The 22,931-nt window shown below is 65.7% G+C and carries 19 protein-coding genes; 3 read left to right on the forward strand and 16 right to left on the reverse strand.

What is annotated here, in order from left to right; genetic code table 11:
- Positions 1-17: 17 nt before the first annotated feature.
- Genes SB749_RS18490 through SB749_RS18550 form a run of 13 tightly spaced genes read right to left on the reverse strand, consistent with a single transcriptional unit; the run spans position 18 to position 15,286 of the window.
- A complete protein-coding gene (locus tag SB749_RS18490) occupies positions 18-1,697 on the reverse strand; it encodes a CTP synthase (protein WP_410711587.1) in 1,680 nt (559 codons plus the stop codon).
- An 8-nt stretch (positions 1,698-1,705) separates the two neighbouring features.
- Complete coding sequence (locus SB749_RS18495) at positions 1,706-2,842, reverse strand: group 1 glycosyl transferase (protein ID WP_410711588.1); 1,137 nt, start codon at positions 2,840-2,842, stop codon at positions 1,706-1,708.
- Positions 2,843-2,875: 33 nt separating this feature from the next.
- The gene (locus tag SB749_RS18500) at positions 2,876-4,024 is read right to left on the reverse strand and encodes a glycosyltransferase family 4 protein (protein WP_410711589.1); all 1,149 of its coding nucleotides are present in this window, start codon (positions 4,022-4,024) and stop codon (positions 2,876-2,878) included.
- Complete coding sequence (murJ, locus tag SB749_RS18505) at positions 4,021-5,835, reverse strand: murein biosynthesis integral membrane protein MurJ (protein WP_410711590.1); 1,815 nt, start codon at positions 5,833-5,835, stop codon at positions 4,021-4,023. The genes SB749_RS18500 and murJ overlap by 4 nt, the downstream gene beginning before the upstream one ends.
- Complete coding sequence (locus SB749_RS18510) at positions 5,832-6,701, reverse strand: hypothetical protein (RefSeq protein ID WP_410711591.1); 870 nt, start codon at positions 6,699-6,701, stop codon at positions 5,832-5,834. Before SB749_RS18510 ends, murJ begins: the two co-directional genes overlap by 4 nt.
- Complete coding sequence (locus SB749_RS18515; RefSeq protein ID WP_410711592.1) at positions 6,698-7,690, reverse strand: copper transporter; 993 nt, start codon at positions 7,688-7,690, stop codon at positions 6,698-6,700. The genes SB749_RS18510 and SB749_RS18515 overlap by 4 nt, the downstream gene beginning before the upstream one ends.
- On the reverse strand, positions 7,683-8,921 hold the full coding sequence (gene steA / locus SB749_RS18520; RefSeq protein ID WP_410711593.1) for a putative cytokinetic ring protein SteA: 1,239 nt from the start codon (positions 8,919-8,921) through the stop codon (positions 7,683-7,685). The genes SB749_RS18515 and steA overlap by 8 nt, the downstream gene beginning before the upstream one ends.
- A gap of 15 nt (positions 8,922-8,936) precedes the next feature.
- Positions 8,937-10,640 (reverse strand): DNA repair protein RecN, encoded by a 1,704-nt coding sequence (gene recN, locus SB749_RS18525; protein WP_410711594.1) that lies wholly within the window; start codon positions 10,638-10,640, stop codon positions 8,937-8,939.
- Positions 10,641-11,582: an NAD kinase gene (locus SB749_RS18530; RefSeq protein WP_180345671.1), complete on the reverse strand. Its 942-nt coding sequence runs from the start codon at positions 11,580-11,582 to the stop codon at positions 10,641-10,643.
- Positions 11,579-12,385: a TlyA family RNA methyltransferase gene (locus tag SB749_RS18535; protein WP_410711595.1), complete on the reverse strand. Its 807-nt coding sequence runs from the start codon at positions 12,383-12,385 to the stop codon at positions 11,579-11,581. Before SB749_RS18535 ends, SB749_RS18530 begins: the two co-directional genes overlap by 4 nt.
- On the reverse strand, positions 12,382-12,612 hold the full coding sequence (locus tag SB749_RS18540) for a hypothetical protein (protein ID WP_410711596.1): 231 nt from the start codon (positions 12,610-12,612) through the stop codon (positions 12,382-12,384). The genes SB749_RS18535 and SB749_RS18540 overlap by 4 nt, the downstream gene beginning before the upstream one ends.
- Positions 12,609-13,586 carry an HAD-IIA family hydrolase gene (locus SB749_RS18545; RefSeq protein WP_410711597.1) on the reverse strand — a complete coding sequence of 326 codons (978 nt, stop codon included), beginning with the start codon at positions 13,584-13,586 and terminating at the stop codon, positions 12,609-12,611. The genes SB749_RS18540 and SB749_RS18545 overlap by 4 nt, the downstream gene beginning before the upstream one ends.
- Complete coding sequence (locus tag SB749_RS18550) at positions 13,583-15,286, reverse strand: hypothetical protein (protein WP_410711598.1); 1,704 nt, start codon at positions 15,284-15,286, stop codon at positions 13,583-13,585. The genes SB749_RS18545 and SB749_RS18550 overlap by 4 nt, the downstream gene beginning before the upstream one ends.
- Positions 15,287-15,925: 639 nt before the next feature.
- Between SB749_RS18550 and SB749_RS18555 the strand changes: the two genes are divergently transcribed.
- Both SB749_RS18555 and SB749_RS18560 read left to right on the forward strand, forming a co-directional pair.
- A complete protein-coding gene (locus SB749_RS18555; RefSeq protein WP_410711599.1) occupies positions 15,926-17,404 on the forward strand; it encodes an aldehyde dehydrogenase family protein in 1,479 nt (492 codons plus the stop codon).
- Positions 17,405-17,452: 48 nt separating this feature from the next.
- Positions 17,453-19,015 carry a GMC family oxidoreductase gene (locus tag SB749_RS18560; protein ID WP_410711600.1) on the forward strand — a complete coding sequence of 521 codons (1,563 nt, stop codon included), beginning with the start codon at positions 17,453-17,455 and terminating at the stop codon, positions 19,013-19,015.
- Between the two features lie 138 nt (positions 19,016-19,153).
- Here the strand turns inward: SB749_RS18560 and SB749_RS18565 are convergent, their stop codons facing one another.
- Both SB749_RS18565 and SB749_RS18570 read right to left on the reverse strand, forming a co-directional pair.
- On the reverse strand, positions 19,154-20,974 hold the full coding sequence (locus SB749_RS18565; RefSeq protein WP_410711601.1) for a BCCT family transporter: 1,821 nt from the start codon (positions 20,972-20,974) through the stop codon (positions 19,154-19,156).
- Between the two features lie 232 nt (positions 20,975-21,206).
- Complete coding sequence (locus tag SB749_RS18570) at positions 21,207-21,413, reverse strand: hypothetical protein (RefSeq protein WP_410711602.1); 207 nt, start codon at positions 21,411-21,413, stop codon at positions 21,207-21,209.
- Positions 21,414-21,536: 123 nt separating this feature from the next.
- Between SB749_RS18570 and SB749_RS18575 the strand changes: the two genes are divergently transcribed.
- Positions 21,537-22,073 (forward strand): hypothetical protein, encoded by a 537-nt coding sequence (locus SB749_RS18575; protein ID WP_410711603.1) that lies wholly within the window; start codon positions 21,537-21,539, stop codon positions 22,071-22,073.
- Positions 22,074-22,280: 207 nt separating this feature from the next.
- On the opposite strand, the gene SB749_RS18580 is transcribed toward SB749_RS18575, so the two are convergent.
- Positions 22,281-22,676 (reverse strand): hypothetical protein, encoded by a 396-nt coding sequence (locus tag SB749_RS18580; protein WP_410711604.1) that lies wholly within the window; start codon positions 22,674-22,676, stop codon positions 22,281-22,283.
- Positions 22,677-22,931 lie beyond the last annotated feature (255 nt).

Consider the following 22,931-nt stretch of genomic DNA (forward strand, 5'->3'; position numbering starts at 1 on the left):
GTGAAGATGGACAACGGTCACTGACGCTCGAGCGCGGCGGCGACCAGACCCGCGAACAGCGGATGCGGTGAGGTCGGACGCGACTTCAGCTCGGGATGCGCCTGAGTGGAGACGTAGAACGGGTGCTTATCGTGCGGAAGCTCGACGAATTCGACGAGCTCACCGTTCGGTGAGGTCCCGGAGAACTCGAGCCCCGCCTCGGCGAGCTGATCCCGGTAGGTGTTGTTGACCTCGTAGCGGTGACGGTGACGCTCACTGATCGTCGTGTCGCCGTAGACGCCGGCCACGACGCTGCCTTCGGTGAGCTTGGCCTCGTAGGTGCCCAGGCGCATAGTGCCGCCGAGGTCGCCTTCGCCCTCGACGATCGAAAGCTGCTCGGCCATGGTCGCGATGACCGGAACCGTGGTCTCGGGGTCGAACTCGGACGACGAAGCCGCCTCGATGCCGGCGACATTGCGTGCGTACTCGATGACCATGCACTGCAGACCCAGGCACAGACCGAGGGTCGGAATGCCGTTGGTGCGGGTGTATTCGAGTGCGCCGAGCTTGCCTTCGATGCCGCGGATGCCGAAGCCGCCGGGCACGCAGATCGCGTCGAGGCCGGACAGTGCCGACGCGGCGCCGGCTTCGGTGGAGCAGTCATCGGACTGGATCCACTTGATTGTGACCTTCGCGTCGTTGGCGAAGCCGCCGTGGCGCAGCGCCTCGGTGACGGAGAGGTAGGCGTCGGGCAGGTCGATGTACTTGCCGACGATGCCGATGGTGACTTCCCGGGACGGGTTGTGCACGCGTTCGAGTACCCGGTCCCACTTCGTCCAGTCGACGTCGCGGAAGGGCAGGTTGAGGTTGCGGATGACGAACACGTCGAGGCCGCCGTCGTGGAGGACCTTCGGGATGTCGTAGATGCTCGGGGCGTCGACGCAGGACACGACCGCTTCGGTCTCGACGTCGCAGGCACCGGCGATCTTCGCACGGATCGAATCCGGCAGCTCGCGGTCGGAGCGCAGCACGATCGCATCGGGCTGGATGCCGATGGAGCGCAGGGTCGCCACCGAGTGCTGAGTCGGCTTCGTCTTCAGCTCTCCGGAGGGCCCGAGGTAGGGCACGAGGGAGACGTGGATGAAGAACACGTTGTCCCGGCCGATGTCGTGACGGACCTGACGGGCCGCCTCGAGGAAGGGCTGGGATTCGATATCGCCGACGGTGCCGCCGATCTCGGTGATGATGACATCGGGGCGGTCCGCCTCGGGGCGTTCGGCCTGGGCACGCATGCGTGCCTTGATCTCATCGGTGATGTGCGGGATGACCTGGACGGTGTCGCCGAGGTACGCGCCACGGCGCTCCTTCGCGATCACCGAGGAGTAGATCTGTCCGGTGGTCACATTCGCGGCACCGTCGAGGTCGTTGTCGAGGAAGCGCTCGTAATGACCGATGTCGAGGTCGGTCTCGGCACCGTCTTCGGTGACGAAGACTTCACCGTGCTGGAAGGGGTTCATCGTGCCGGGATCCACGTTGAGGTAGGGATCCAGCTTCTGCATGGCCACGGTGAGGCCGCGCTGAGTGAGCAGATGGCCGAGGCTCGATGCCGTCAGACCCTTGCCCAACGAGGAGGCGACGCCTCCCGTGACGAAGATGTGCTTTGCCGTATGTGTGCCGCCTGGGCCAGTTCGATTCACCACGGAATTTGATTCTATCAAAGTCCGGCTCACGAATCCGAGACGGCGTCGACCTCGGCGTACAGATCGAGCAGCGTCTCGGAGATCGCCGCACCGTTGCTCACGTCGATGACCCGCTTCTTTGCTGCCACAGCGGAGGTTCCGCGTCCGGCCGGGTCGTCGAGAAGATGATTGATCTCACGCAGCAGCGCTTCCGTGTCGTCGGCGGGAACGGCCTTCGCGGCCTCTCCCCAGATGCCGGCGCGGCGTTCGCTGCCGATGAAGACCGCGGGCTTCGACAGCTGCATGAGGTCTTCGTGGGACAGTCCCGTCATCGTCTCGCTGGCGATGACGACGTCCGAGGCGGCCGCGACATCGACGAGGTCTCCGGCCGGTGCCACGAGGACGCCGCGGTCGGCGAATTCGCGGGAGATCGTCGAACGGTCCTTGCCTGTGCCGGTGAGGACGAAGACGACCTTGCGGTCACGGCGACGCTGGTTGATCTGGTCGGCGGCGTCGAGGACCGTCGCCAGGGCAGTGTGGTCACGCAGCGCGATGGGGCTGGCGACCATCCAGGTGCCTTCGGACAGGCCGAGTTCGCGACGGACCTCGGCGCGCGGGGTGCGCACGGTGAGATCGACGTCGATGTCCGGGTGAACGAGTTCAGCGCGTTCGACGACCGGGACGCGGCCGCCGTAGTAGTCGACGACGGGTTCGGTCGTGCCGAGCACCGCGGTGGCCGTGCGGCCGACGATCTCGGCTCCGGTCTTCTCGATGACGTTCGCGGAGTCGAAGGATTCGATGGTGGCGACGACCTTCGGGTGCAGGCGGGCGGGCAGACCGGTGAAGGCCAGTCCGGCGAGCGTCGCCGCATGCAGTCCGTGCGCGTGGACGATGTCCACGTGCTGGTAGTACTTGTGAAGAGTGAAGGCGGTGTTGGGGTCGGCCATCGAGAAGCGTCTGCGTGCTGCGAGTTCGATCTCGCGGAATTCGCCGGCCAGTTCCTCAGGGACTCCGAAGGTGCCCAGCAGTGACCGGTGCGCGGCGACGGCGACCTTGTAACCGGCCCGGAGGTGACCGAGCACGGCGAGCTTCGCCACTTCGACGACGGGACCGGTGGTATCGGCGAGCACGTGCAGAATCCTCGTGTCTGCGCTCAGTGGGTTGACCTCGCCGGATTCGCTCATTTCCTCATCCTCTTCTTTCGTTCGACGCTGGTTCTAGCCTACCTGGGCAGGCACGAGTTCCGTGTAAAGACCTGCGAGTTCTCCGGCAACTTCCCTCTCATCGGGAAGCTCCGCTCCGCGTGCCCGGGCCCTGGCACCGAGTTCGGCGCGGCGGGCCGGATCGACGGCGAGTTCGGCCACGGCTGCGGCGAAGGCGGCATCGTCGTCGAGGTCGATCAGCATCCCCGCGTCGCCGACGAGTTCGGCGCTGCCGCCGGTGGCGGTGGCCACGATCGCCTTGCCGGAGATGAGCGCCTCCTGGAGCACGAGCGCCCGAGCCTCCCACACGCTGGTGAGTGCGTAGATGTCCGCAGCCGCCGCGAGTTCCGCGATGTCATCGCGGGGTCCGAGGAAATGCAGGGCCGGAACCGCCGAGGCGGCTGCGACGGCGTCGTACTGTGCGCGGACACCGGCGAGCACCTCCTCGTCGGCGGCACCGGCGATGAGGGCGACGATCTTGCCCTGCCGGTTCTCCTCGCCGAGGCGGGCGAGTGCGCGCACGAGCATCGGGTAGTTCTTCTGTTCGGCGACGCGACCGACGGCAAGCACGATGAGTGCCCCGGGATCGAAGTCGAATTCCTCGGCCAGTGCCGCACGCGTGGCGGCGGCCGCCTCGGTGGACACTTGGGTCACCTCGGGGGCGGCGGCGGGGAGGAACCGGGCGGTCTGTGCACCGAGTTCGCGGGCGCGGTCGACGAGGTCGGTGCTCGCGCCGAGGACGAGGTCGGCCCCGCGGGCGAGCATCGTCTCGACTCGGGTTTCGACCCGTCCGCGCAGTCCCTGTCCGCTGGCCTGGTTGTGGAGGCTGAGGACGAACTTCGGTCGGGTCTTCAGCGTGCGCAGGGTCAACAGGGTGATGAGCCCGGCGCGGAAGCCGTGGGCATGGACAATCTGCGGGGCGAAGCTGCGCAGCAGTGTGCGCTGTCTGCGGACAAGAGCGGCGTCGGAAACGCCGATTCCGGTGCCGAGTTCGAGGACGCCGAACCGGACTCCGGGCAGCAGCGAGAAGCCGAAGTGTTCGTCGGTGGCGGCCGGTCCGATGACGCCGATCTCATGTCCGGCGGCGGCGAGGTCACGGGCGAGTGCGTGCACGTGGGTGCCGACTCCCCCGGTCGAGGTGCCGATGGTGAAGACAATTCTCATGAGTCTTCCTCCCTGTCGGTGTCGCTGAACCTGTCGGTGTCGCTGGTTCTGTCGGTGTCGCTGGGTCCGTGGTCTCCATTGTGCGTGCCGGGTCTGCTGTCGGTGCTTGATGCAGCCGAATTCGCTTCGACGGCATGCACGGTCGTCTCGTCATTGACGACGGCCCGGTTTCGGTCGGCCAGCAGGCCGCGGACCTCGCCGAGGAACCCGCGGTCGACGACGAGCACGATGATTCCGAAGACGATGCAGCCGAGGAGGGCTGCGACGATTCCGGCGATGACCGCGGAGCTTGCCGAGTTGTCGAGGAGTCCCCCGAACCACTGCGAGGTCACGACCCCGGCGGTGCCTGCGACGACGGCGGACCCGAGCGCGAGCAGCGACCGACGTCCGACGAGAGCGAGTCCGGTGGGGCCGAGGACGCGGCGCATGTTCACGAGCAGGAACACTCCGGCGACGGTCATGCCCAGCACATATCCGCTGCAGATGCAGACGAGGGTCAGTCCGGGATTGCCGTTCGAGCCGGTGACGAGGATGGCTCCGACCATGCCGACGATGACGAGGATCCATCCCGTCGTCGTGGCGGCAGCCGAATAGCGGGAGCGTTCCACCGCGTAGAAGACACGGGTGCCCCACGCCACGAAGGACCACCCGGGCACGGCCAAGGCCATGACCATGATCGCCGTGGCCATGGAGTCGAAGGGTGCGGCGGATTCGCTTTCGGCGTCGATGGCGATGAAGAAGGTCTGCAGGGGGCCCGCGGCCGAGAGCAGGATGACGGCACCGAGTCCGCCGATGGCGATGATGAGCGCCGTCGTCGTCGAGGTCACCGACCGCATCCGCACCCCGGCTTCCGCACGTCTGTGCTCGGTCGCCTCGGGGTCGGTGGATCGTCCCACCCAGGTCGACAGGGTCGGGAAGACCACCGTCGCCACGGTCACGGCGAGCACCGCGTAGGGCAGCAGGTAGACGGCATTGATGTAGCTGAAGAGGACGAGCGTGCCGTCCCCACCGACATGGTTGGCCAGGCTCAGGGTTGCGAGCACGGCGGCCTGCTGGGCGAGCAGGGCCGACATTCCGGCTCCGGCCAGGCGCAGCGCACGGTGGGCGACTCCGGGTGGGAAGGAGAAGGTCGGACGCAGCTTCAGCCCGGTCGTGGCCATCGGCAGGGCGAGCGGCAGCGCGAGGGCTGCGACGCCGACGGTGGTGCCCCAGCCGAGCCAGCCGAGGTGGGTCTGCCAGGTATCGTCGCTGCCGCCGACGGCGTTGTAGGCGATATAGCTGCCGATGACGATGAGGCTGGACAGAAGCGGGGCGAACGCCGGCCACAGGAACTTCCGGTGGGCCTGCAGCACTCCGGTGAGCACGGCGCCGATTCCGTAGAGGACGAGCTGCGGGGAGAACATGAGCAGCAGCTCCACGGTCGCCTGCACTCCCGCGGCGCTCGTCTTCGTGTCGACGAGGATCCTCGCGATCTGCGGGGCGAACACGGCCAGCAGGATCGACAGGGGCAAGGTGACGCTTACCGCCCAGGTCAGCAGGCCGGAGGCGATGCGTCCGGCGGTCTCCCGGTCCGATCTGGCCAGCGGCACTGCAAGCAGCGGGATGACCGCGCCGGCCAGGGCACCTCCGGCGACGACCTCGAAGAGGATGTTCGGGACCTGGTTGGCACTCTGGTAGGCGGTGCCGACGGTGCCGGCGCCCACGTTTGCCGAGAACACCAGCCAGCGCAAGAAGCCGACCAGTCGGGTCAGCAGGGTGATGATCGATACGAGCAGCGCCGTGGAGGCGAGGACTCGAACGAGCTTGTTCACTTATCCTCGCGGCCGAACGAGTCGATCTCCCGCAGTCCCGGAGTCGATTCGATGACGGAGGTGAAGGAGACCTTCTCGCTGGCCAGGGTGAGCCCGGCGAGCACAGCGAGGATGAGGGTTCGCTGTGCCGGTGTGGCCGTTTCGGCGAGGATCACGCCGATCGCCGCTCCCAGAGCATTGGCTCCGGTGTCGCCGAGCATCGCATCACCGGCGAGGTCGTCGGGCCAGGCAGCCGCCGTGGCGCCGGCGATCGCTCCCGACGGTGCCCAGGACACGCGGCGATCGTGGTCGGTGAAGGCCAGGGTCAGTGCTCCGGCCTTGAGTGCCCGGCCGGGCCGCAGGTCGAGGAGGTTGAACAGGTTCGCAGAGCCCGCGATCACTCCCCCGGTGACGATGACATCCGCGGTGGCCGCGTACCAGGGTCGGTCAGAAGTTGAGTGCGTGGAGCCGAAGAGCCCGGACGGGCGGGTGCGGCTGCGCAGGATCGCGGCGGCCGCGATCGAGGCGAGCGGAATGCCGGTGACCTTGATGGCCCCGGTCGTGATCTCCCCGCGGGCCAGGGCCGACAGATGACCGCGCAGCCCTTTGGAGGATCCGGATTCGCAGAAGTCATCGACGGCACCGAGGCTGCCCGCCGCGGCCGTGGCCAACAGGGTCGCCGACCGCTGCCGAGTATCTTCGATGAGTAGGCTGCCGGCCACCAGTCCCGCCGCGACGGCAGGGCCTTCGGCGAGCGAGACGTCGTGTCCGGCGTGGTTGGTGCGCACCACGGAATCGTGGGTGCGCAGCCGTGATCTGAGCACGGCTTTCGTCGCGGCGAAGCCGGCGAGCCCGGCGACGGCGGTGCTGACGATGGAGCGGATCATTTCTCGTCTCCCTTCGAAGTGTCGTCGGACGACTTCTCTTCGATCTTGCCCGGCAGGATGCCTTCGGCGTCCTCGGCGAATCCGAAGTGACCGTGCTTTCCGGCTTCTCCGGAGGCCAGTGCTCGCACGGTGATGACGGGACCGGCGCCGAGGCCGAGCCCGTCGACGGTGCTGGCGCGGGACTTCTCCGTCCGCAGCACGTTGACGAGTCCGTTCTGCGCCGATCCGGCATCGCCGGCGACAACCACCGAGTTCGCTTCGGCGGTGAGTGCGGTGATGAAGTCGGTGACGAGGGTCCGGGTTCCCTTGTCGTCGGTGGCCTTCGGGCTGGGCTCGGTGTCCTCGGCCAGTTTCGAGTTCTCATCGTCGATGACGATGAACAGCGAAGTGGTCTTGTGGTCGGTGTCGGTGCGCAGACGGTCGGCTTCGACGAAGACGTCGTAGAGCTTCGCCGCCTGCTTCTCCGCATCGGCCTGATCGTCTTCGTCTTCGAGCATCGAGGCGTCACCGGTCAGGGCGATGACGAGGGCGGCGCGGATCGCGGTCGAGTCGTCCTTCGGCAGGTTCGGTACGACGGTGCGCAGCCGCTTGAGGAACTGGGTGGAATCATCGAGGCTGAGCGTGTTCGGCACGAACGACACGTCGCCGGCGATGGTGCCGTCGGCTTCCTTGACCCGGTTGCTGACCTCTTCGACCTGTTCGGAGTCAGCCTCGGGGGCGGCGATGATGCTCACCTCCTGCCCGTCGAGGGTGCCGTCGATGAGTTCCGGGGCCGCGGCGGTGACGAATTCGTTCTGCTTGTCGATATTGCCCTTGGCGGCGTCGAGGTCGGAGCGCAGGTTGTCGCGGTCCGAGCGCAGCGCGTCGACCTGGCTCTGCAGGGACTCCCCGATCGGTTCCTTCAGCGGTCCCGCACCGAGGACGATGCCGACGGCAAGGGCGAGGAACACCGAGACGAGGGAGACGAGGTGGTAGCGGAAATCAATCACTGGTCAGTCCTTGGATGAGTCCGGCGGAGTCGGTGGATGCTGCGGGGTCGCCGCCGAAGAGGGAGCCGATCCAGCCGAAGAGGCCGTCGAGTTGGGCGCCGATAAGGCCGAGGAAGGTCTGTCCGGCCGAGGTCGCGGTCATCGCCACACCGAGAGCGACGAGTCCGGCGATGATGAGCACGGCCAGCTGCAGGCTGGAGATGCGCTGCCGGTAGAGCAGGGACACGCCCTTGGCGTCGATGAGCTTCGAGCCCACACGCAGCCGGGTGATGAAGGTCGAGGCCATGCCCTTGCGGCCCTTGTCGAGGAACTCCATGACGGTGTCGTGGGTGCCCACGGCGACGATGAGCTCGGCACCCTTGTCATCGGCGAGCAGCATGGCGATGTCCTCGCTCGTGCCCGAGGCCGCGAAGGCCACGCATTCGACTCCGAGGGCTTCGACCCGCTCGGTGCCCGGGGCGGTGCCGTCGCGGTAGGCGTGGACGACGATCTCGGCGCCCGAAGTCAGGGCGGTGTCGGACACGGAGTCCATGTCCCCGACGATCATGTCCGGTCGGTAGCCGGCTTCGATGATGGCATCGGCTCCGCCGTCGACGCCGATGAGCAGCGGACGGTATTCGCGGATGTAGGAGGCCAGCATCGCCAGGTCCTCCTTGTAGTGGTACCCGCGGACGACGATGAGCACATGCCGGTCGGTGAACTTCGTCTTCACCTCCGGCACGACGAGTTCGGCCGAGAGCAGGTCGGAGTCCTTGCGGATGTATTCGATCGTGTTGTCGATGAAGTCCACGAGCACGGAGTTCATTCCGGCTTCGGCGGCGTGCATGTCCGCGGAGATCGTCTCCGACGTCTGCAGGACTCCCGTGGCCACCTCGGTTTCACCTGCGTACACGGTGGCGCCCTCGATGGAGATCTCGGCTTTCTCGTCGACCGCGTCGAAGATATCGGCTCCGGCGGCGTCGATGAGGGGGATGCCGGCGTCGACGATGATGCTCGGGCCGAGGTTCGGGTAGCGGCCGGAGATCGACTTGTCGGCGTTGATCACCGCGGCCGGCCGGCAGGCGACGAGGGCTTCGGCGGAGATGCGGTCGATGTCGGAGTGTTTGATGATGGCGATGTCGCCTGCTTGGAGGCGTTTCGTCAGATTCTTCGTGCGTCGGTCCAAGCGGGCAGGGGCGGGGCCGAACCTGGTCGGTGCGGTGAGGTTCTCACGGTGTCTGCGCACTTTCATGGTCCGCCCATTCTCTCATCTGCTGCCAACGCCGGCCTCCTTGACCTGCCGAGCGTTGTCGAGCAGTTCGGCCGCGTGGGCCTTCGCAGAGGCGGAGTCGTCCATGCCTGCCAACATGCGGGAGAGTTCGACGACGCGTTCTTCGTCGGTCAGTTCCTGCACGCCCGAGCGCACGGTCTCGGCGTCATCGTCCTTGACGATGGTCACATGGGTGTCGGCCCAGGCGGCGACCTGCGGCAGGTGGGTGACGACGATGACCTGGGCGTTCCGGGCGAGTTTGGCCAGCCGGCGGCCGATCTCCACGGCCGCTTTGCCGCCGACTCCGGCGTCGACTTCGTCGAAGACGTAGGTGGGGATGGATTCGCTGGCGGCTCTGACGACTTCGATGGCGAGCATGACACGGGAGAGCTCACCGCCGCTGGCGATCTTCGCGATGTCGTCGGGGATCGAGGATTCGTGGGCGGCGAAGGTCAGCCGGACGTCGTCGGCCCCGTGGGTGGTGGGTTCACGTTCAGAGATCTTGAAGGCGACCGTGGCTTTCGGCATCGACAGGGCGGTGAGTTCTTCGCTGACCGCTGCGGAGAATTCGTCCGCGGTGGCCTTGCGGATCTCGGTGAGCGCCGAGGCGGCCGCCTCCATGGTCTCGCGAGCCCCGTCGAGTTCGGCGTCGAGTCCGTCGAGGTCGCGGTCCTCGGCTTCGAGTTCGGCGAGCTCCGCGGCCGAGCGGGTTTCGAAGTCGAGGACTTCGGCGACGTCTTGGCCGTAGGGAGCCAGGGTGCCGAGTTCCGCGCGGCGTGCTTCGGTCTCTTCCAGCGAGGTTTCGCCGAGTTCGTCGAATCCGGAGAGGTAGGAGGACAGTTCCGCGGCGGAGTCGGACAGGCGCAGCACGGCGTCGCCGAGGGCTTCGCGGATGGTGACGAGTTCTTTGTCGGAGCCTTCGACATCGGCGATCGTGCTGATGGCCTGGTGGACGAGGTCGACGGCGGCGCCGGCATCGTCGATCTCGGAACCGAGCAGCAGGTCGTGGGCGGCGCCGACGGCGCGGGTGATCTCGGCGGCGGCGCCGAGTTTCGCCGACTGTGCGGCCAGGGTCTCGTCTTCGCCGGGTTCGGGGCGGACCTTGTCGATGGTCTCCAGGCAGCCGCGCAGCCACAGGATGCGTTCGCGGCGGGCGGCGGTGGAGTCTTTGATGCGGCTGACGCGGGCTTCGGTCTCGCGCCAGTTCTCGAAGGCGGCACGGTAACGGTCGGCCACCTCGGCGAGTGCAGTGCCACCGGCGGCGTCGAGAAGGTGACGCTGTTGGGCGGCGCCTTTGAGGCGCAGCTGTTCGGACTGGCCGTGGAGGGTGATGAGGTCTGAGGAGATGTCGGTGAGCACGGAGATCGGCACGGTGCGACCGCCGGCCGTGGCTCGGGCGCGGCCCTTGAGCGCGACGGTGCGGGAGATGATCGCTTCGTCGTCGGCGCTGCCGCCGGCCTCTTCGATGCGTTCGCGCACGGGTTCGGCCACATCGGTGAAGATGCCTTCGACTTCGGCTTTCTCTGCGCCTTTGCGCACGACTCCGGAGCCGACCTTGCGGCCCATGAGCAGGGACAGGGCGGAGACGAACATGGTCTTTCCCGCACCGGTCTCACCGGTGACGACGGTGAAGCCGGTGTCGAGTTCGACGGCGGCTTCGGCGATGACGCCGAGGTGGGAGATGCGCAGTTCGGAGATCATTCAGGCCTCCTTGATCGGTCCTCGCCAGCCGGAGACGGGCAGGCGGAACTTCGCGACCAGTCGGTCGGTGAAGGGGCCGGTGTGGAGGCGGGCGAGTCGGATCGGTGACTTCGAGCGGGTGGCTTCCACGCGGGCCCCGGACGGCAGTTCGAGGGCGCGGCGGCCGTCGCACCACAGCACGGCTGAGAATTCGGGGTTCATCTGGGAGATCTCCACGCCGAGGCGGGAGGTCGGGTTGACGACGAGCGGTTTGGAGAACAGGGCGTGGGCGGAGATCGGGACGAGGATGAGTGCTTCGACTTCGGGCCAGACGATGGGTCCGCCGGCGGAGAACGAGTACGCGGTCGAGCCGGTGGGGGTGGCGAGGATGACGCCGTCGCAACCGAAGGAGGACACGGGGCGGGCGTCGACGCCGAGGACGACGTCGATCATCCGGGATTTCGAGGTCTTCTCGATGGTTACCTCGTTGAGTGCCCAGGCATTGAAGATGTTCTCGCCTTCGTGCCACACGGACACGTCGAGCGCGAGCCGCTCCTCGACGGAATAGTCACGTTGGGAGGCGCGGTGGACCGCCTCGGCGAGGTCTTCCTTCTCACTTTCGGCGAGGAAGCCGACATGGCCCAAGTTGATGCCCATGAGCGGGGCACCGGACCCGTGGAAGCGTTCGGCGGCGCGCAGGATCGTGCCGTCGCCGCCGAGGACGATGACGAGTTCGCAGGCGTTCTTCCACTCACCGAGTTCGGAGGGGTCGATGATGACGCAGTGGTTGAGGATGGGTTCGTCGTCGACGGCCTCGGCCTGACGGGCGCGGATGCCGACGATCTCGTCGGAGAGGACGACGGGGGTGACTCCGTCGTCGAGGAGGGCCTTGAACACGCTGACGGCGGCCACGGCCGACTCATCACGTTGGGGGTGCAGCAGCACCATGATGTGTCTGGTCACGACTCTCCTCTCATCATTTCGTCCAGGTGGGCGGGGATGTCTGCTTGATCGAGCCTATCGGACTGGTGATGTGTTCGGCCTGGGCGAACACGCAGGAAGTACTCTCGGTTCCCGCTGGGGCCCGGCAGCGGTGAGGGTGCGATGTCGGTGACGCGTCCGGCGTGTTGTCTCACGGCGTCGAGGACGGAGTCGATGGCACGGCGGCGTTTCTCCCTGCTGGCGACGACGCCGTGTTTGTCCAGCGATGCTCGTGCCAGTTCGAATTGGGGTTTGACCATGAGGAGGAGTTCCCCCGTCGCGGCGGTCGCGGCCAGCAGCGGTCCGATGAGCAGGCGCAGAGAGATGAAGGAGACGTCGGCGACGACGAGGTCGACGGTCGGCACGTCGGAGTCGGTCAGTTCGCGGAGGTTGAGTCCTTCGCGGACGTGGACGCGCGGGTCGTCGCGGAGGACAGTCGCGAGTTGATCGTGGCCGACGTCGACGGCCCAGACGTGTGCGACACCGTGATGGAGGAGGACTTGGGTGAAGCCTCCGGTGGAGGCGCCTGCATCGAGGGCTGTCAGATCATTGAGTCGGTCGGTGAGGTCGAAAGCCTCGAGCGCGCCGAGGAGTTTGTGGGCGCTGCGGGCGACCCAGGGGTCGGGTTCGGTGACGGAGACATCGTCGGTGGCTCTCACGTCTTGGGAGGCCTTGGTCGCGGTGCGGCCGTTGACGCTGACGCGACCGGCGGCGATTTCGCGGGCGGCGCGAGAGCGCGAGTTCAGCAGCCCGCGATCGACGAGTGCCCGGTCGAGTCTGCTCACAAGGAGCCCACCTGCGCGTCGAGGTCGCCCAGCAGGGAGTTGAGAAGTTCGTGCCGCTCGGCCGCCGGTGCTTCTTTGGCCTCGGCGAGGCTGGACCGCCAGGTCTCGATCGGCACGTCCCCGCTCACCGAGGCGGGCGTCGGGGCAGAAGCAGGGCCGAGTATCGAAGTCGAGTTCGTGCCGGGAGTCGTTCCGGGTCCTGGGCCGGGTGTCGGGGTCTCGCTCATTCGTCCCCTCCGATCCGGCGGGGCAGGCGTCCTTCAGCCAGGACCGTCTCGGCGTCGGTGTCCACCGCATCGATGGCTGCCCAGACTCGGCGGAGTTCGGCTTCGATCCGTGCGGACTCGCCGCGGTCGGTGCCGGTGATGAGCGCTTCGAGTCCGCGCAGATTCGGCAGGATGAACGTCGGTCGACGCTCCGGGCCGGCACGCAGGGCATCGTGGATGTCGTGGATTCCGGTGAGGACGAGGGCGGTGTCGATGCCGGCGGCACAGCCGCCTGCGATATCGGTGTTGAGGCGGTCGCCGACCATGAGGGGCCGGTGCGCGCCGAGGCGGCCGGCTGCGAAGTTCATCATGTGCGGTGCAGGTTTGCCGACGATGACTGGGGCGGCGTCGGTGAGTCGGGCGATGAGATCGACGAAGGCACCGTTGCCGGGGACTTTCCCGGTTTCTGTGAGGAGGGAGAAGTCGGGGTTGCTCGCCCACCATTCGGCGCCCGAGCGGATGATTTCGCAGGTGCGGACGATCTTCGCGTAGTCGATCTCCGGGTCGAGTCCCTGAGCGACGGCAACGGGTGACGCGTCGAGTGAGTCGGTGATCTCGAGACCCGCCTCTTCGAGTGCGACCCGCAGTCCGGTCGTGCCGAGGAGGTGGACGCGGGCGCCCGGCCCGAAACGTTCGGCTAAGCGTTCGGCGAGCACCTGCGCCGAGGTGGTCACTTCGTCCGCAGAGGCGTCGACGCCCATTCCGGTGATCTTCTCGGCGGTGGCTGCGGCCGTGCGAGTGGCGTTGTTCGTGACGTAGTTGACCGGGATCGACTGGGAGTGGAGCCAATTGATGCCGTCGACGGCGCCATCGACGGCGTGGGTGCCGTGGTAGACGACTCCGTCCAGGTCGAACAGGACGCAGTCGATGGGCGTGCCCGATGATTCGGGCAGGCGCCCATCTGCTGAGTTGTGCTGTTCGGCGGTCAGTGTCACTGCTCTCCGTCGGCCTCGGCTGCTGTTGCGTCGGGCTCGGAGCCTGTGTCGGCGTCGGCTTCTGCATCGGCGAGGATCTCGTCGAGTTCGGCTTCGATCTCATCGTCGGAGACCTTGACCGACTTCAGTTCCTTTGCCGAGACATGTGTCTTCGACTTCGGCGCTGCGGCTGGAGCCTCGGTGTCGGCCCCAGCTTCTGCTCCCTCCGCGGAAGCGTCAACAGCGTCGGATTCCACCTGCGGCTCCTCGGCTTCGGCGGCTTCGGGCTCGTCCTCGACTTCTTCCACCGTTTCGATTTCGACGCCGGCGTTGAGGTCGGGCTCTTCGTCGCCGAAGAGGGTGCCGGTCGCCTTGGCGGTCCGGCGGGAGAGCTCTTCGTACTTGTCGGCGAGTTCCGTTTCGCCGTCGATGCGCAGCACCTCGGCGTAGGCGGCCATGAGACGGACCAGTCCGCCGCCGGGCTTCTGGGTGAAGTCCTCGGCTTCGATGAGTCGGCGCGCACCGGCGATGTCGTCGAGGTCGGACTTGGCGCCGGCCGCGACGATGACGAGTTCGGTGCGGGTGTCGTTGTCGAGGTCGAGCTCTTCTGCGTTCTTCAGCAGCTCGATGGCCTTCTCGGGCTTGCCGCGACCGCGTTCGGCGTCGGCGATCAGCGCGATGTTGTCATTCGAACCGGAGATGCGGCGATGGGTGCGCAGTTCGCGGACGGCTTCGTCATAGTTCTCCACGTAGTACGCGGCGATGCCGAGTGCTTCGCGGACGACGGCGACACGACCGGCGCGGGCCATAGCGGCCTTGGCGTGTTCGTGGGCGCGTTCCGGGTCGAGGTCGAGCAGCCCGCCTGCGGCGACGAGGTGCTTGGCGACCATGTCGGCGTTCTCTTTGTCGAGGGAGCGCAGCTGTGACGAGATCTCTTTGTCGAGTTCACGGCCGGTGACGCCCTCGGGAATCTCGGGTTCCTGAATGCGCGGACGGCGGGCACGCTGTTCGCGTGCGTAGTCGCCGGTGTCGGTCTTGCGGGATGCACGGCGGTCGTTGTCGTTGCGACCGTAGCCGCCGCGGCCTCCGCGGTTGTCGTCCCGTCGGTTTCCGCGGTAGCCGCCTCGGCGGTCGTCATCGTCACGACGATCACGGTTGAAGCCGCCTCGGCGGTCGCCATCGTTCCGGCGGTTGCCCTGGTAACCACCGCGACGATCATCACCATCACGGCGGTCCCGGTTGAAGCCGCCCCGACGATCATCATCGTTCCGACGATTGCCCTGATAGCCGCCTCGGCGGTCGTCACCGTCGCGACGGTCACGGTTGAAGCCGCCCCGACGATCATCATCGTTGCGACGGTTACCTTGGTACCCACCTCGGCGATCGTCGTCATTGCGACGGTTACCCTGATACCCACCGCGACGGTCATCGTCATTACGACGATTGCCTTGGTACCCGCCACGACGGTCGTCGTCGTTGCGACGGTTACCTTGGTACCCACCTCGGCGATCATCACCATCACGGCGATCTCGGTTGAAGCCGCCCCGACGATCATCATCGTTGCGACGATTGCCCTGGTAGCCGCCCCTGCGGTCGGACTGGCGTGGCCCGCGGCCGTCCCGGTTGTCCGGTCGACGGTTGCGATTGTTGTCGCGATCTGAGCGGTGACCGCCATCTGCGCGGCGGTTGTCCTGGCTGTCTCGCGAATCCCCTTGGGCCACGATTCTCCCTATGAAGTCTTTTCGGTGTTCCGCTATATTCTAGTCCACTCACCGCCTCGTCGCCGTGTGGGCGGGGACACGTCAGCACCTCGATTCCCCTCAGCACCGTGCCCGCTGTTCTATGGGTCAACGCCCAGGTCACCGCCTCAGCACTCTGTTAGAATCAAGGCGAATCCAGTGGAACGGCCGACGGCAATCGAAGAGGTTCGGCGGCAGCGGATGTCCGCGCCGCCTCGACACCAGGGGACGAATGACACCTGACGTGGAAACTCATTGTGCGGATGACGGATGTCTCCGCGATTCCACGATCAGAATTTCCGGCCCAGTTGCCTGCCCGTCCCCCAGCGCGGTTAGCGCCTGCCTGTCCCCCAGTGCAGCCGCCGTCCCTCGCCACGTGATGACCAAGATCACTTGCCGGTGTGACCAGCATCATTCGATTGCGCATTCGGCCCCTGACTTCGCCTATTGTGATTGCCGGAAGCATGTGCATGAATGCCGCCGGAGCAGTTCGAGTCGCAGGTCAAACGGCAGTTCCGCGGCAGTTCGGAAACTCCCCGACACCTCAGGCTCCACTGCCGCGACTGCGCGTTCGGCCCTTCAGATCGCACAACCGTTCACCCGCTAGGAATAGGAGAAATCGTGCCAAACACACTCTTCATCGACGGACAGTGGGTTTCAGCCGTCAACGGTGGAACCCGAAAGATCCATAACCCGGCCGACGGCAGCTTCGTCGCCGAGGTGGACGAAGCCAGCCCCGAAGATACCGAGCTGGCGATCAAGGCCGCTCGCCGTGCCTTCGACTCCGGCGTCTGGTCCTCCGTCCCCGCCAGCGAACGCGGCGATCTGCTGCTGAAGTTCGCCGCCGCTCTGCGTGAGCGCAAGGACGAATTCGCGCGTGCCGAGTCCCTCGACACCGGCAAGCGCTTCGTCGAATCGCAGATCGACATGGACGACATCGCGAACTGCTTCGATTACTTCGGCAAGCTCGCGGCAAACGATGCCGGCCGCGTCGTCGACGCCGGCACCGACACCGTGGCGTCGAAGATCGTGCACGAGCCCGTCGGCGTCTGCGCGCTCATCACCCCGTGGAACTACCCGCTGCTGCAGGCCGCGTGGAAGATCGCCCCGGCCATCGCCGCCGGCAACACCTTCATCCTCAAGCCTGCCGAGCTCACCCCGCACACCGCGATCCTCACCATGCAGGTGCTCGAAGAGCTCGGTCTGCCGGCCGGAGTCGGCAACCTCATCCTCGGTGCGGGCGCCGATGCCGGTGCCCCGCTGTCGACGCACGAGGACATCGACATGGTCTCGTTTACCGGTGGCCTCGTCACCGGTCGCCTGCTGTTCCGCAACGCCGCCGACTCGATCAAGAAGATCGCCCTCGAACTCGGCGGCAAGAACCCGAACGTCATCTTCGCCGATGCCGACTTCGATGCGGCTCTGGACAATGCTCTCAACGGCGCTTTCGTCCACTCCGGGCAGGTGTGCTCGGCCGGTGCCCGACTCATCGTCGAGGAATCCATCGCCGAGGAGTTCGTCAACCGCCTTGTCGAGCGTGCCGAGCAGATCCGACTCGGCGGACCCTTCGACGAGAACGCCGAGACCGGTCCCCTCATCTCCGCAGCACACCGCGATAAGGTGCACGCCTATGTGGAGAAGGGCATCGCCGAGGGTGCGCGTCTGCGCTGCGGCGGCAAGTTCGGCGAGGGTGACCTGGAGAACGGGTTCTACTACCTGCCGACCGTGCTCGACCAGGTCAAGCGCGGAATGTCGGTCGTCTCCGACGAGGCTTTCGGTCCCGTCGTCACCGTCGAGACCTTCTCCACCGTCGATGAGGCTGTCGAGATCGCCAATGACACCTACTACGGTCTGGCCGGAGCGGTGTGGAGCCAGGATGCGGGCAAGACCCAGCTGGTCGCTCAGCGTCTGCGCCACGGCACCATCTGGATCAACGACTTCCACCCCTACCTGCCGCAGGCCGAATGGGGCGGTTACAAGCAGTCCGGCTTCGGGCGCGAGCTCGGACCCACGGGTCTGGCCGAGTACCAGGAAGCCAAGCACATCTATCAGAACCTCGAGCCGGCAGTCACCGGCTGGTTCCCCGATCACTCCAAGTGATCCGCCGCAGCCTGTAGACGCATACCTCAGTACAAGGAGAGATGAACAGTGAAAACTACTCATAGCTTTGATTACGTCGTCGTCGGCGGCGGCTCTGCCGGCGCAGCGGTCGCGGCCCGGCTGAGCGAGGACCCCGAAGTCACCGTCGGACTCCTCGAGGCCGGCCCCACTGACACGGACAAGGACGTCGTCCTCGAGCTCAACCGCTGGATGGAGCTCCTCGAATCCGGCTACGACTGGGACTACCCGATCGAAGAGCAGGAGAACGGCAACTCGCACATGCGCCACGCCCGCGCCAAGGTGCTCGGCGGCTGCTCGTCCCACAACTCGTGCATCGCCTTCTGGGCTCCGCGCGAGGATCTCGATGAGTGGGAAGAGAAGCACGGTGCAGCCGGATGGGGTTCGAAGGACACCTTCGGCCTGTACAAGAAGCTCGAGAACAATGAGCTGCCCGGCGACCACCACGGCCACGACGGCCCGGTCCGTCTGATGAACGTGCCCCCGGTCGATCCCTGTGGTGTCGCGCTCCTCGACGCCTGCGAGCAGGCCGGCATCCCTCGCGTGCAGTTCAACGAGGGTCAGACCGTCATCAACGGTGCGAACTTCTTCCAGGTCAACCGCAAGGATGACGGCACCCGGTCGTCCTCCTCGGTGTCCTACCTCCACCCGATCCTCGATCGTGAGAACCTCACGATCCTCACCGATACTCAGGCCAAGGAGCTCGAGTTCGACGAGGACGACAACTGCACGGCTGTGCTCGTAGTCAACAATGCCTTCGGCAAGACCAACCGGATCGAGGCGAAGAAGGAAGTCATCGTCTCCTCCGGCGCGATCAACACCCCGCAGCTGCTCATGCTCTCGGGCATCGGTCCGAAGGCCCACCTCGCCGAGGTCGGCATTGAGGCTCGCGTGGATTCGCCGGGAGTCGGCGAGCACCTGGGCGATCACCCGGAGGGCGTCATCTCCTGGGAGGCCAAGAAGCCGATGGTCGAGGATTCCACCCAGTGGTGGGAGATCGGCATCTTCTCCCCCACCGAGGAGGGCCTCGATCGTCCGGACCTGATGATGCACTACGGCTCGGTGCCCTTCGATATGCACACCCTGCGTCAGGGTTACAAGACCTCGGAGAACTCCTTCTGCCTCACCCCGAATGTCACTCATGCGAAGTCGCGCGGCACCGTGCGCCTGCGCTCGAAGGACTTCCGTGACAAGCCGAAGGTCGATCCCCGCTACTTCACCGACCCGGAGGGCCATGACATGCGCGTCATGGTCGCCGGCATCAAGAAGGCCCGCGAGATCGTCTCCCAGGACGCCATGTCCGAGTGGGCCGGCGAGGAGCTGTTCCCCGGCAAGGACGTCCAGACCGACGAGCAGATCGCCGACTACATCACCCGCACCCACAACACCGTCTACCACCCGGTCGGCACGGTGCGTATGGGAGCTGCCGATGACGAGATGTCGCCGCTGGATCCGCAGCTGCGAGTCAAGGGCGTCAATCGTCTGCGCGTCGTCGACGCCTCGGCGATGCCGGAAATCACCACGGTCAACCCGAACATCACCGTGATGATGATGGGCGAGAAGTGCGCGGAGATGATCAAGAACGGGCAGTGATCTGACCCGATCGTCTGAATCCCCGATCACCGAGGCGGCCCAGCGCTGATTCGATGACCTGAGTGGGAACTTCGGCCCAGACCCGAAACGAAGGGGGCGCTGCGATCGCAGCGCCCCCTTCGTCATGCCCGAGCTCGGTCAGCCGCCGCAGTCGGTGTCGGCGTCGCCGCCCTTACCTTGACCGTGGCTGGTCGCACGGCTGCCCGTGCGGCTGGCCAGCGTCCCCTCACGGCGTCCCTTCTTCTCGCGAGGGATTTCGACATAGGGGTCACGGAACTTCGGTGCCGGTTCGACTGCTTCGGGTTCGGTGACGACCTCCTCATCATCGTCGTATTCGTGGCCGAACTGTTCGTCTCCGCCCTGTCGGCGTTCGACCTCCTCGGGTGGCAGGACCTTCTTCCAACGGCGCATGCGCACCCGCGGCAGAACGCCCGCATCCTCGCGCAGGGCTCGCATGAGAGCGTAGATCTGGAAGTAGGCGATGATGAAGAACGGCAGCCCGACGAGGATGATCGTCGACTGCAGCGCTTCGAGTCCGCCGGAGCCGGAGAACACGAGCAGTGCCGCAGTGACGACGGCGACGGCAAGGGCCCAGAAGATGCGCTGCGGCAGCGGGTTGAAGTCTTCGTGACCGTTGTTCATCGTGTCGACGACGAGCGCCGCGGAGTCCACCGAGGTGACGAAGAAGATCACCACGAGGACGATTGCGATCACCGACACGGGCCCTGCCAGCGGGTAGTGGTCGAGGAACGCGAACAGCGCTCCCGGGATGTCTCCCTGATCGACGACTCGGTCGACCAGTCCTCCGCCTTGGTTGAGCTCGATGTCGAATGAGGCGTAGCCGAAGATGCCGAACCACAGGATCGAGAAGGCGGAGGGGATGGCGAGCACGCCGATGACGAACTGGCGGATGGTGCGTCCGCGGGAGATGCGGGCGATGAAGATGCCGACGAACGGCGACCAGGTGATCGTCCACGCCCAGTAGAAGACCGTCCAGGTGTTCTGCCAGCCGGTGTTGGCGAATGTGTCGTTCCACAGCGCGAGTTCGGGCAGCTGTTGGATGTAGGTGCCGAGAGATTCGAAAACGCCCTTGGCCATGAACAGCGTCGGGCCGAAGACGACGATGAAGACGAGCAGCAGCACAGCCACGACGATGTTGAGGTTCGACAGGACCTTGATGCCTTTGTCGAGGCCCAGCGAGACCGAGATCGTGGCGAGTCCGCAGACGACGCCGATGATGATCAGCTGCCACAGAGCGTTCTCGGGGATGCCGATGACCTGGGCGAGACCGCCGTTGATCTGCAGCGTGCCCAGACCGATCGAAACGGCGATGCCGAAGACGGTGCCGATGATGGCGACGACATCGATTGTCTTGCCGATGGGACCGTGGATCTTCTCACCGAGGATGGGCTGGAAGATCGAGCTCACGCGCGGCGGCAGGTTCCTCTTGTGGATGAAGTAGGCGAAGCACAGCGCGGGCAGGGTGAAGATCGCCCAGGTGTGCAGGGTGAAGTGATAGTACGTGAAGTTCATGGCATCGACCGCGGCAGCAGGCGTGCCCGGTTCGATGCCGAGGGAAGCCCGCGGTGGATCGCCGAAGTGGCTGACGGGTTCGGCAACGCCCCAGAACATGAGGATCGAGCCGATGCCGGCGGCGAAGAGCATGGCGAACCAGGCGCCGTTGGAATGCTCCGGCGGTTCGTCGTCAGGGCCGAGTTTCGCTCGCCCGTAGCGGGAGGCGGCGATGTAGATGAGGAACGCGACGAAGACGGTGACGCCGAGGATGTAGAACCAGCCGAGGTTCGTCAGCAGCCAATCCGAGGCGACCGAGACGCCTGCGTCGAGCTGATCGGTGAAGAAGATCGTCCCGAGGACGAAGATGATGATCACGGCCGCTGAGGAGAAGAAGATGGCCGGGTTGGTGCGGAGTCGAAGTGCGTCGTGCAGCTTATCGAGCATGGGGTGCCTTCCTTAGGATCTTGCCGTACACACTACAGAAGCATCAATCGATTTCAACGCAACCGCTTGTCACGAATACGTCTCGCTGCGCGCGAGCGAGAACCCGCGCGGAGGCGGCCTTCCCATGCGAATCACGATCGCTTGCAGTGCCCGGAGGTCCGAGACCAACGAGACGGTGCCCGAACCGTGGGTGGTTCGGGCACCGTCTCATCTGACTCTAGCCGACGATGTGTCAGTGCCTCGGAGCTTCGGGGTCCCCTCCGTCATCGAGCGGATCCACCCTCCGATCGCCGCGAGCGTATGGGTCTTGAGTGCCGCGTTGGCCGACTCGAGGATCGTACTCCTCGGCCAGCGGTTCCTCGGCGTGGGGCCGGACTCCGTTTTCCGGCGGCTGTTGGTCCGCGCGGATGTCCTGCTCCGCGTACGGATCGCGGCGCACGGGTTCCTGAGGGCCAGGCTGGTCCGGACGCGGCGCGTCCTGCCGAGCAGGCTGTTCGGCATAGGCGTCATCACGATAACCATGATGGTCCTGACGAGGTGCGTCCGGCCGTACATGCGGTTCATGGCGTACATCGGTTCGCTGTACCGGTTCGTCAGGCCGCCGCCCGGTCTGCGGTGCGGTTTCGTCGGGACGGTGCTCAGTCTGGTGGTTCGCCGACATCCCATGAGCCCCAGCCGCCCCAGCCGGACCCGAGTTGTCTGCACGACGAGCGTCATCGGCACCACGAGGTGTATCCGGGTCCAGTTCGTCGGCATGTTTCAACCTGCGGTCGTGCTCGAGCCGTTCGGCTTTCACAGCTTCTTCGCGTTTCGCAGCCTGAGAATCCAGCTGCTCGGCCTGTGCCGCCTGACGATCAGCTTCAGCAGCTCGAGCATCGGCTTCGGCTTTTGCGCGCTTTGCCTCTGCCCTCTGTTTCTCGACTTCGGCCTCTCGAGCACGAACATCATGTTCGGATTCGGCAGCTTCCTGTCGAATCTGGGCGGCCTCTTGCCGCTGGTGTTCGCGCTTCTTCGCCGTCGCCTTTCGGCTGACTGCGATGATGATGCCGACGATGATCAGAACCACGACAATGGCGACGACGATCCAGATGATGGTTGATGCGTTCATGCGGTCTCTCCCTTGCTGTCTATTCGGATGTCGCTATTCACTTGCATCCGGCGCAGCGGACAACTTCATCGTGACATGCAACACAAATATGGACAAGCATTTGAGCTTCGGTGGGAGAACGCGTCGCCTACCATCCGGAAGGGATCTCCTCAGGACGACACCGGGTTGAAAGACGTCATTGGACTGTCTGGACGAAAGTCAGATCGGGTTGCCGCGTTCCATCAGTTCCATGACGATCCACTTGGCCAGAACCTCCGGATCGACCGTGAGCATATGCGGCAGACGCAGCGTCCGCCGGCGGTCAGGCGTATCGGGAGTTCTGATGCTCACATCGATATACGAGCTGACGTTCACCTTGGTGATGTGGACTTCGAGAATACGGGCCCATGGCACGCCGCCTTCGGGGAATCCGTCCACGGCGGCCCACAGACCGAAGTTGTTGACGATCACCTGTGGTGAGGGCGGGGAGGAACGGCGCAGCCCGAGAAAACCGGCAGGATTACGCAGAAACTGCTTCGTCCGATTGAACCCGATCGCAACCTCGCCGTCGCGAGCAAGCTCGGCTCTGAGAGCGTCAATTGTCTTCGTCTCCATACCTTCCTCCCATTTACTACCTGACGGGGGCCCAGCTACCTGGCGCCAGGTTGCTGCGCCCCCGTCAGGTAGCACCAAGCACACCCATCACACCCACCCACGAAAACAAACAACCCACATGTGAATAAAAGAAGAGGCCCTGCCCCTGACCCGAAGATCAGAAGCAGAGCCTCTCAACAAAATATTGCGGCAGTCACTTACTCTCCCACAACCACCAAGTTGCAGTACCATCAGCGCGAATGGGCTTAGCTACCG

The organism is Brevibacterium sp. SIMBA_078, assembly GCF_046534565.1.
GTDB lineage: Bacteria > Actinomycetota > Actinomycetes > Actinomycetales > Brevibacteriaceae > Brevibacterium.

What these genes read in the sequence shown, in the direction of transcription:
- SB749_RS18495 (WP_410711588.1), bottom strand. Translation starts at nt 2,842, where the DNA reads ATGAGCGAATCCGGCGAGGTCAACCCACTGAGCGCAGACACGAGGATT.
- SB749_RS18500 (WP_410711589.1), bottom strand. Translation starts at nt 4,024, where the DNA reads ATGAGAATTGTCTTCACCATCGGCACCTCGACCGGGGGAGTCGGCACC.
- SB749_RS18510 (WP_410711591.1), bottom strand. Translation starts at nt 6,701, where the DNA reads ATGATCCGCTCCATCGTCAGCACCGCCGTCGCCGGGCTCGCCGGCTTC.
- steA (WP_410711593.1), bottom strand. Translation starts at nt 8,921, where the DNA reads ATGAAAGTGCGCAGACACCGTGAGAACCTCACCGCACCGACCAGGTTC.
- recN (WP_410711594.1), bottom strand. Translation starts at nt 10,640, where the DNA reads ATGATCTCCGAACTGCGCATCTCCCACCTCGGCGTCATCGCCGAAGCC.
- SB749_RS18540 (WP_410711596.1), bottom strand. Translation starts at nt 12,612, where the DNA reads ATGAGCGAGACCCCGACACCCGGCCCAGGACCCGGAACGACTCCCGGC.
- SB749_RS18565 (WP_410711601.1), bottom strand. Translation starts at nt 20,974, where the DNA reads ATGCTCGATAAGCTGCACGACGCACTTCGACTCCGCACCAACCCGGCC.
- SB749_RS18575 (WP_410711603.1), top strand. Translation starts at nt 21,537, where the DNA reads ATGGCGTACATCGGTTCGCTGTACCGGTTCGTCAGGCCGCCGCCCGGT.
- SB749_RS18580 (WP_410711604.1), bottom strand. Translation starts at nt 22,676, where the DNA reads ATGGAGACGAAGACAATTGACGCTCTCAGAGCCGAGCTTGCTCGCGAC.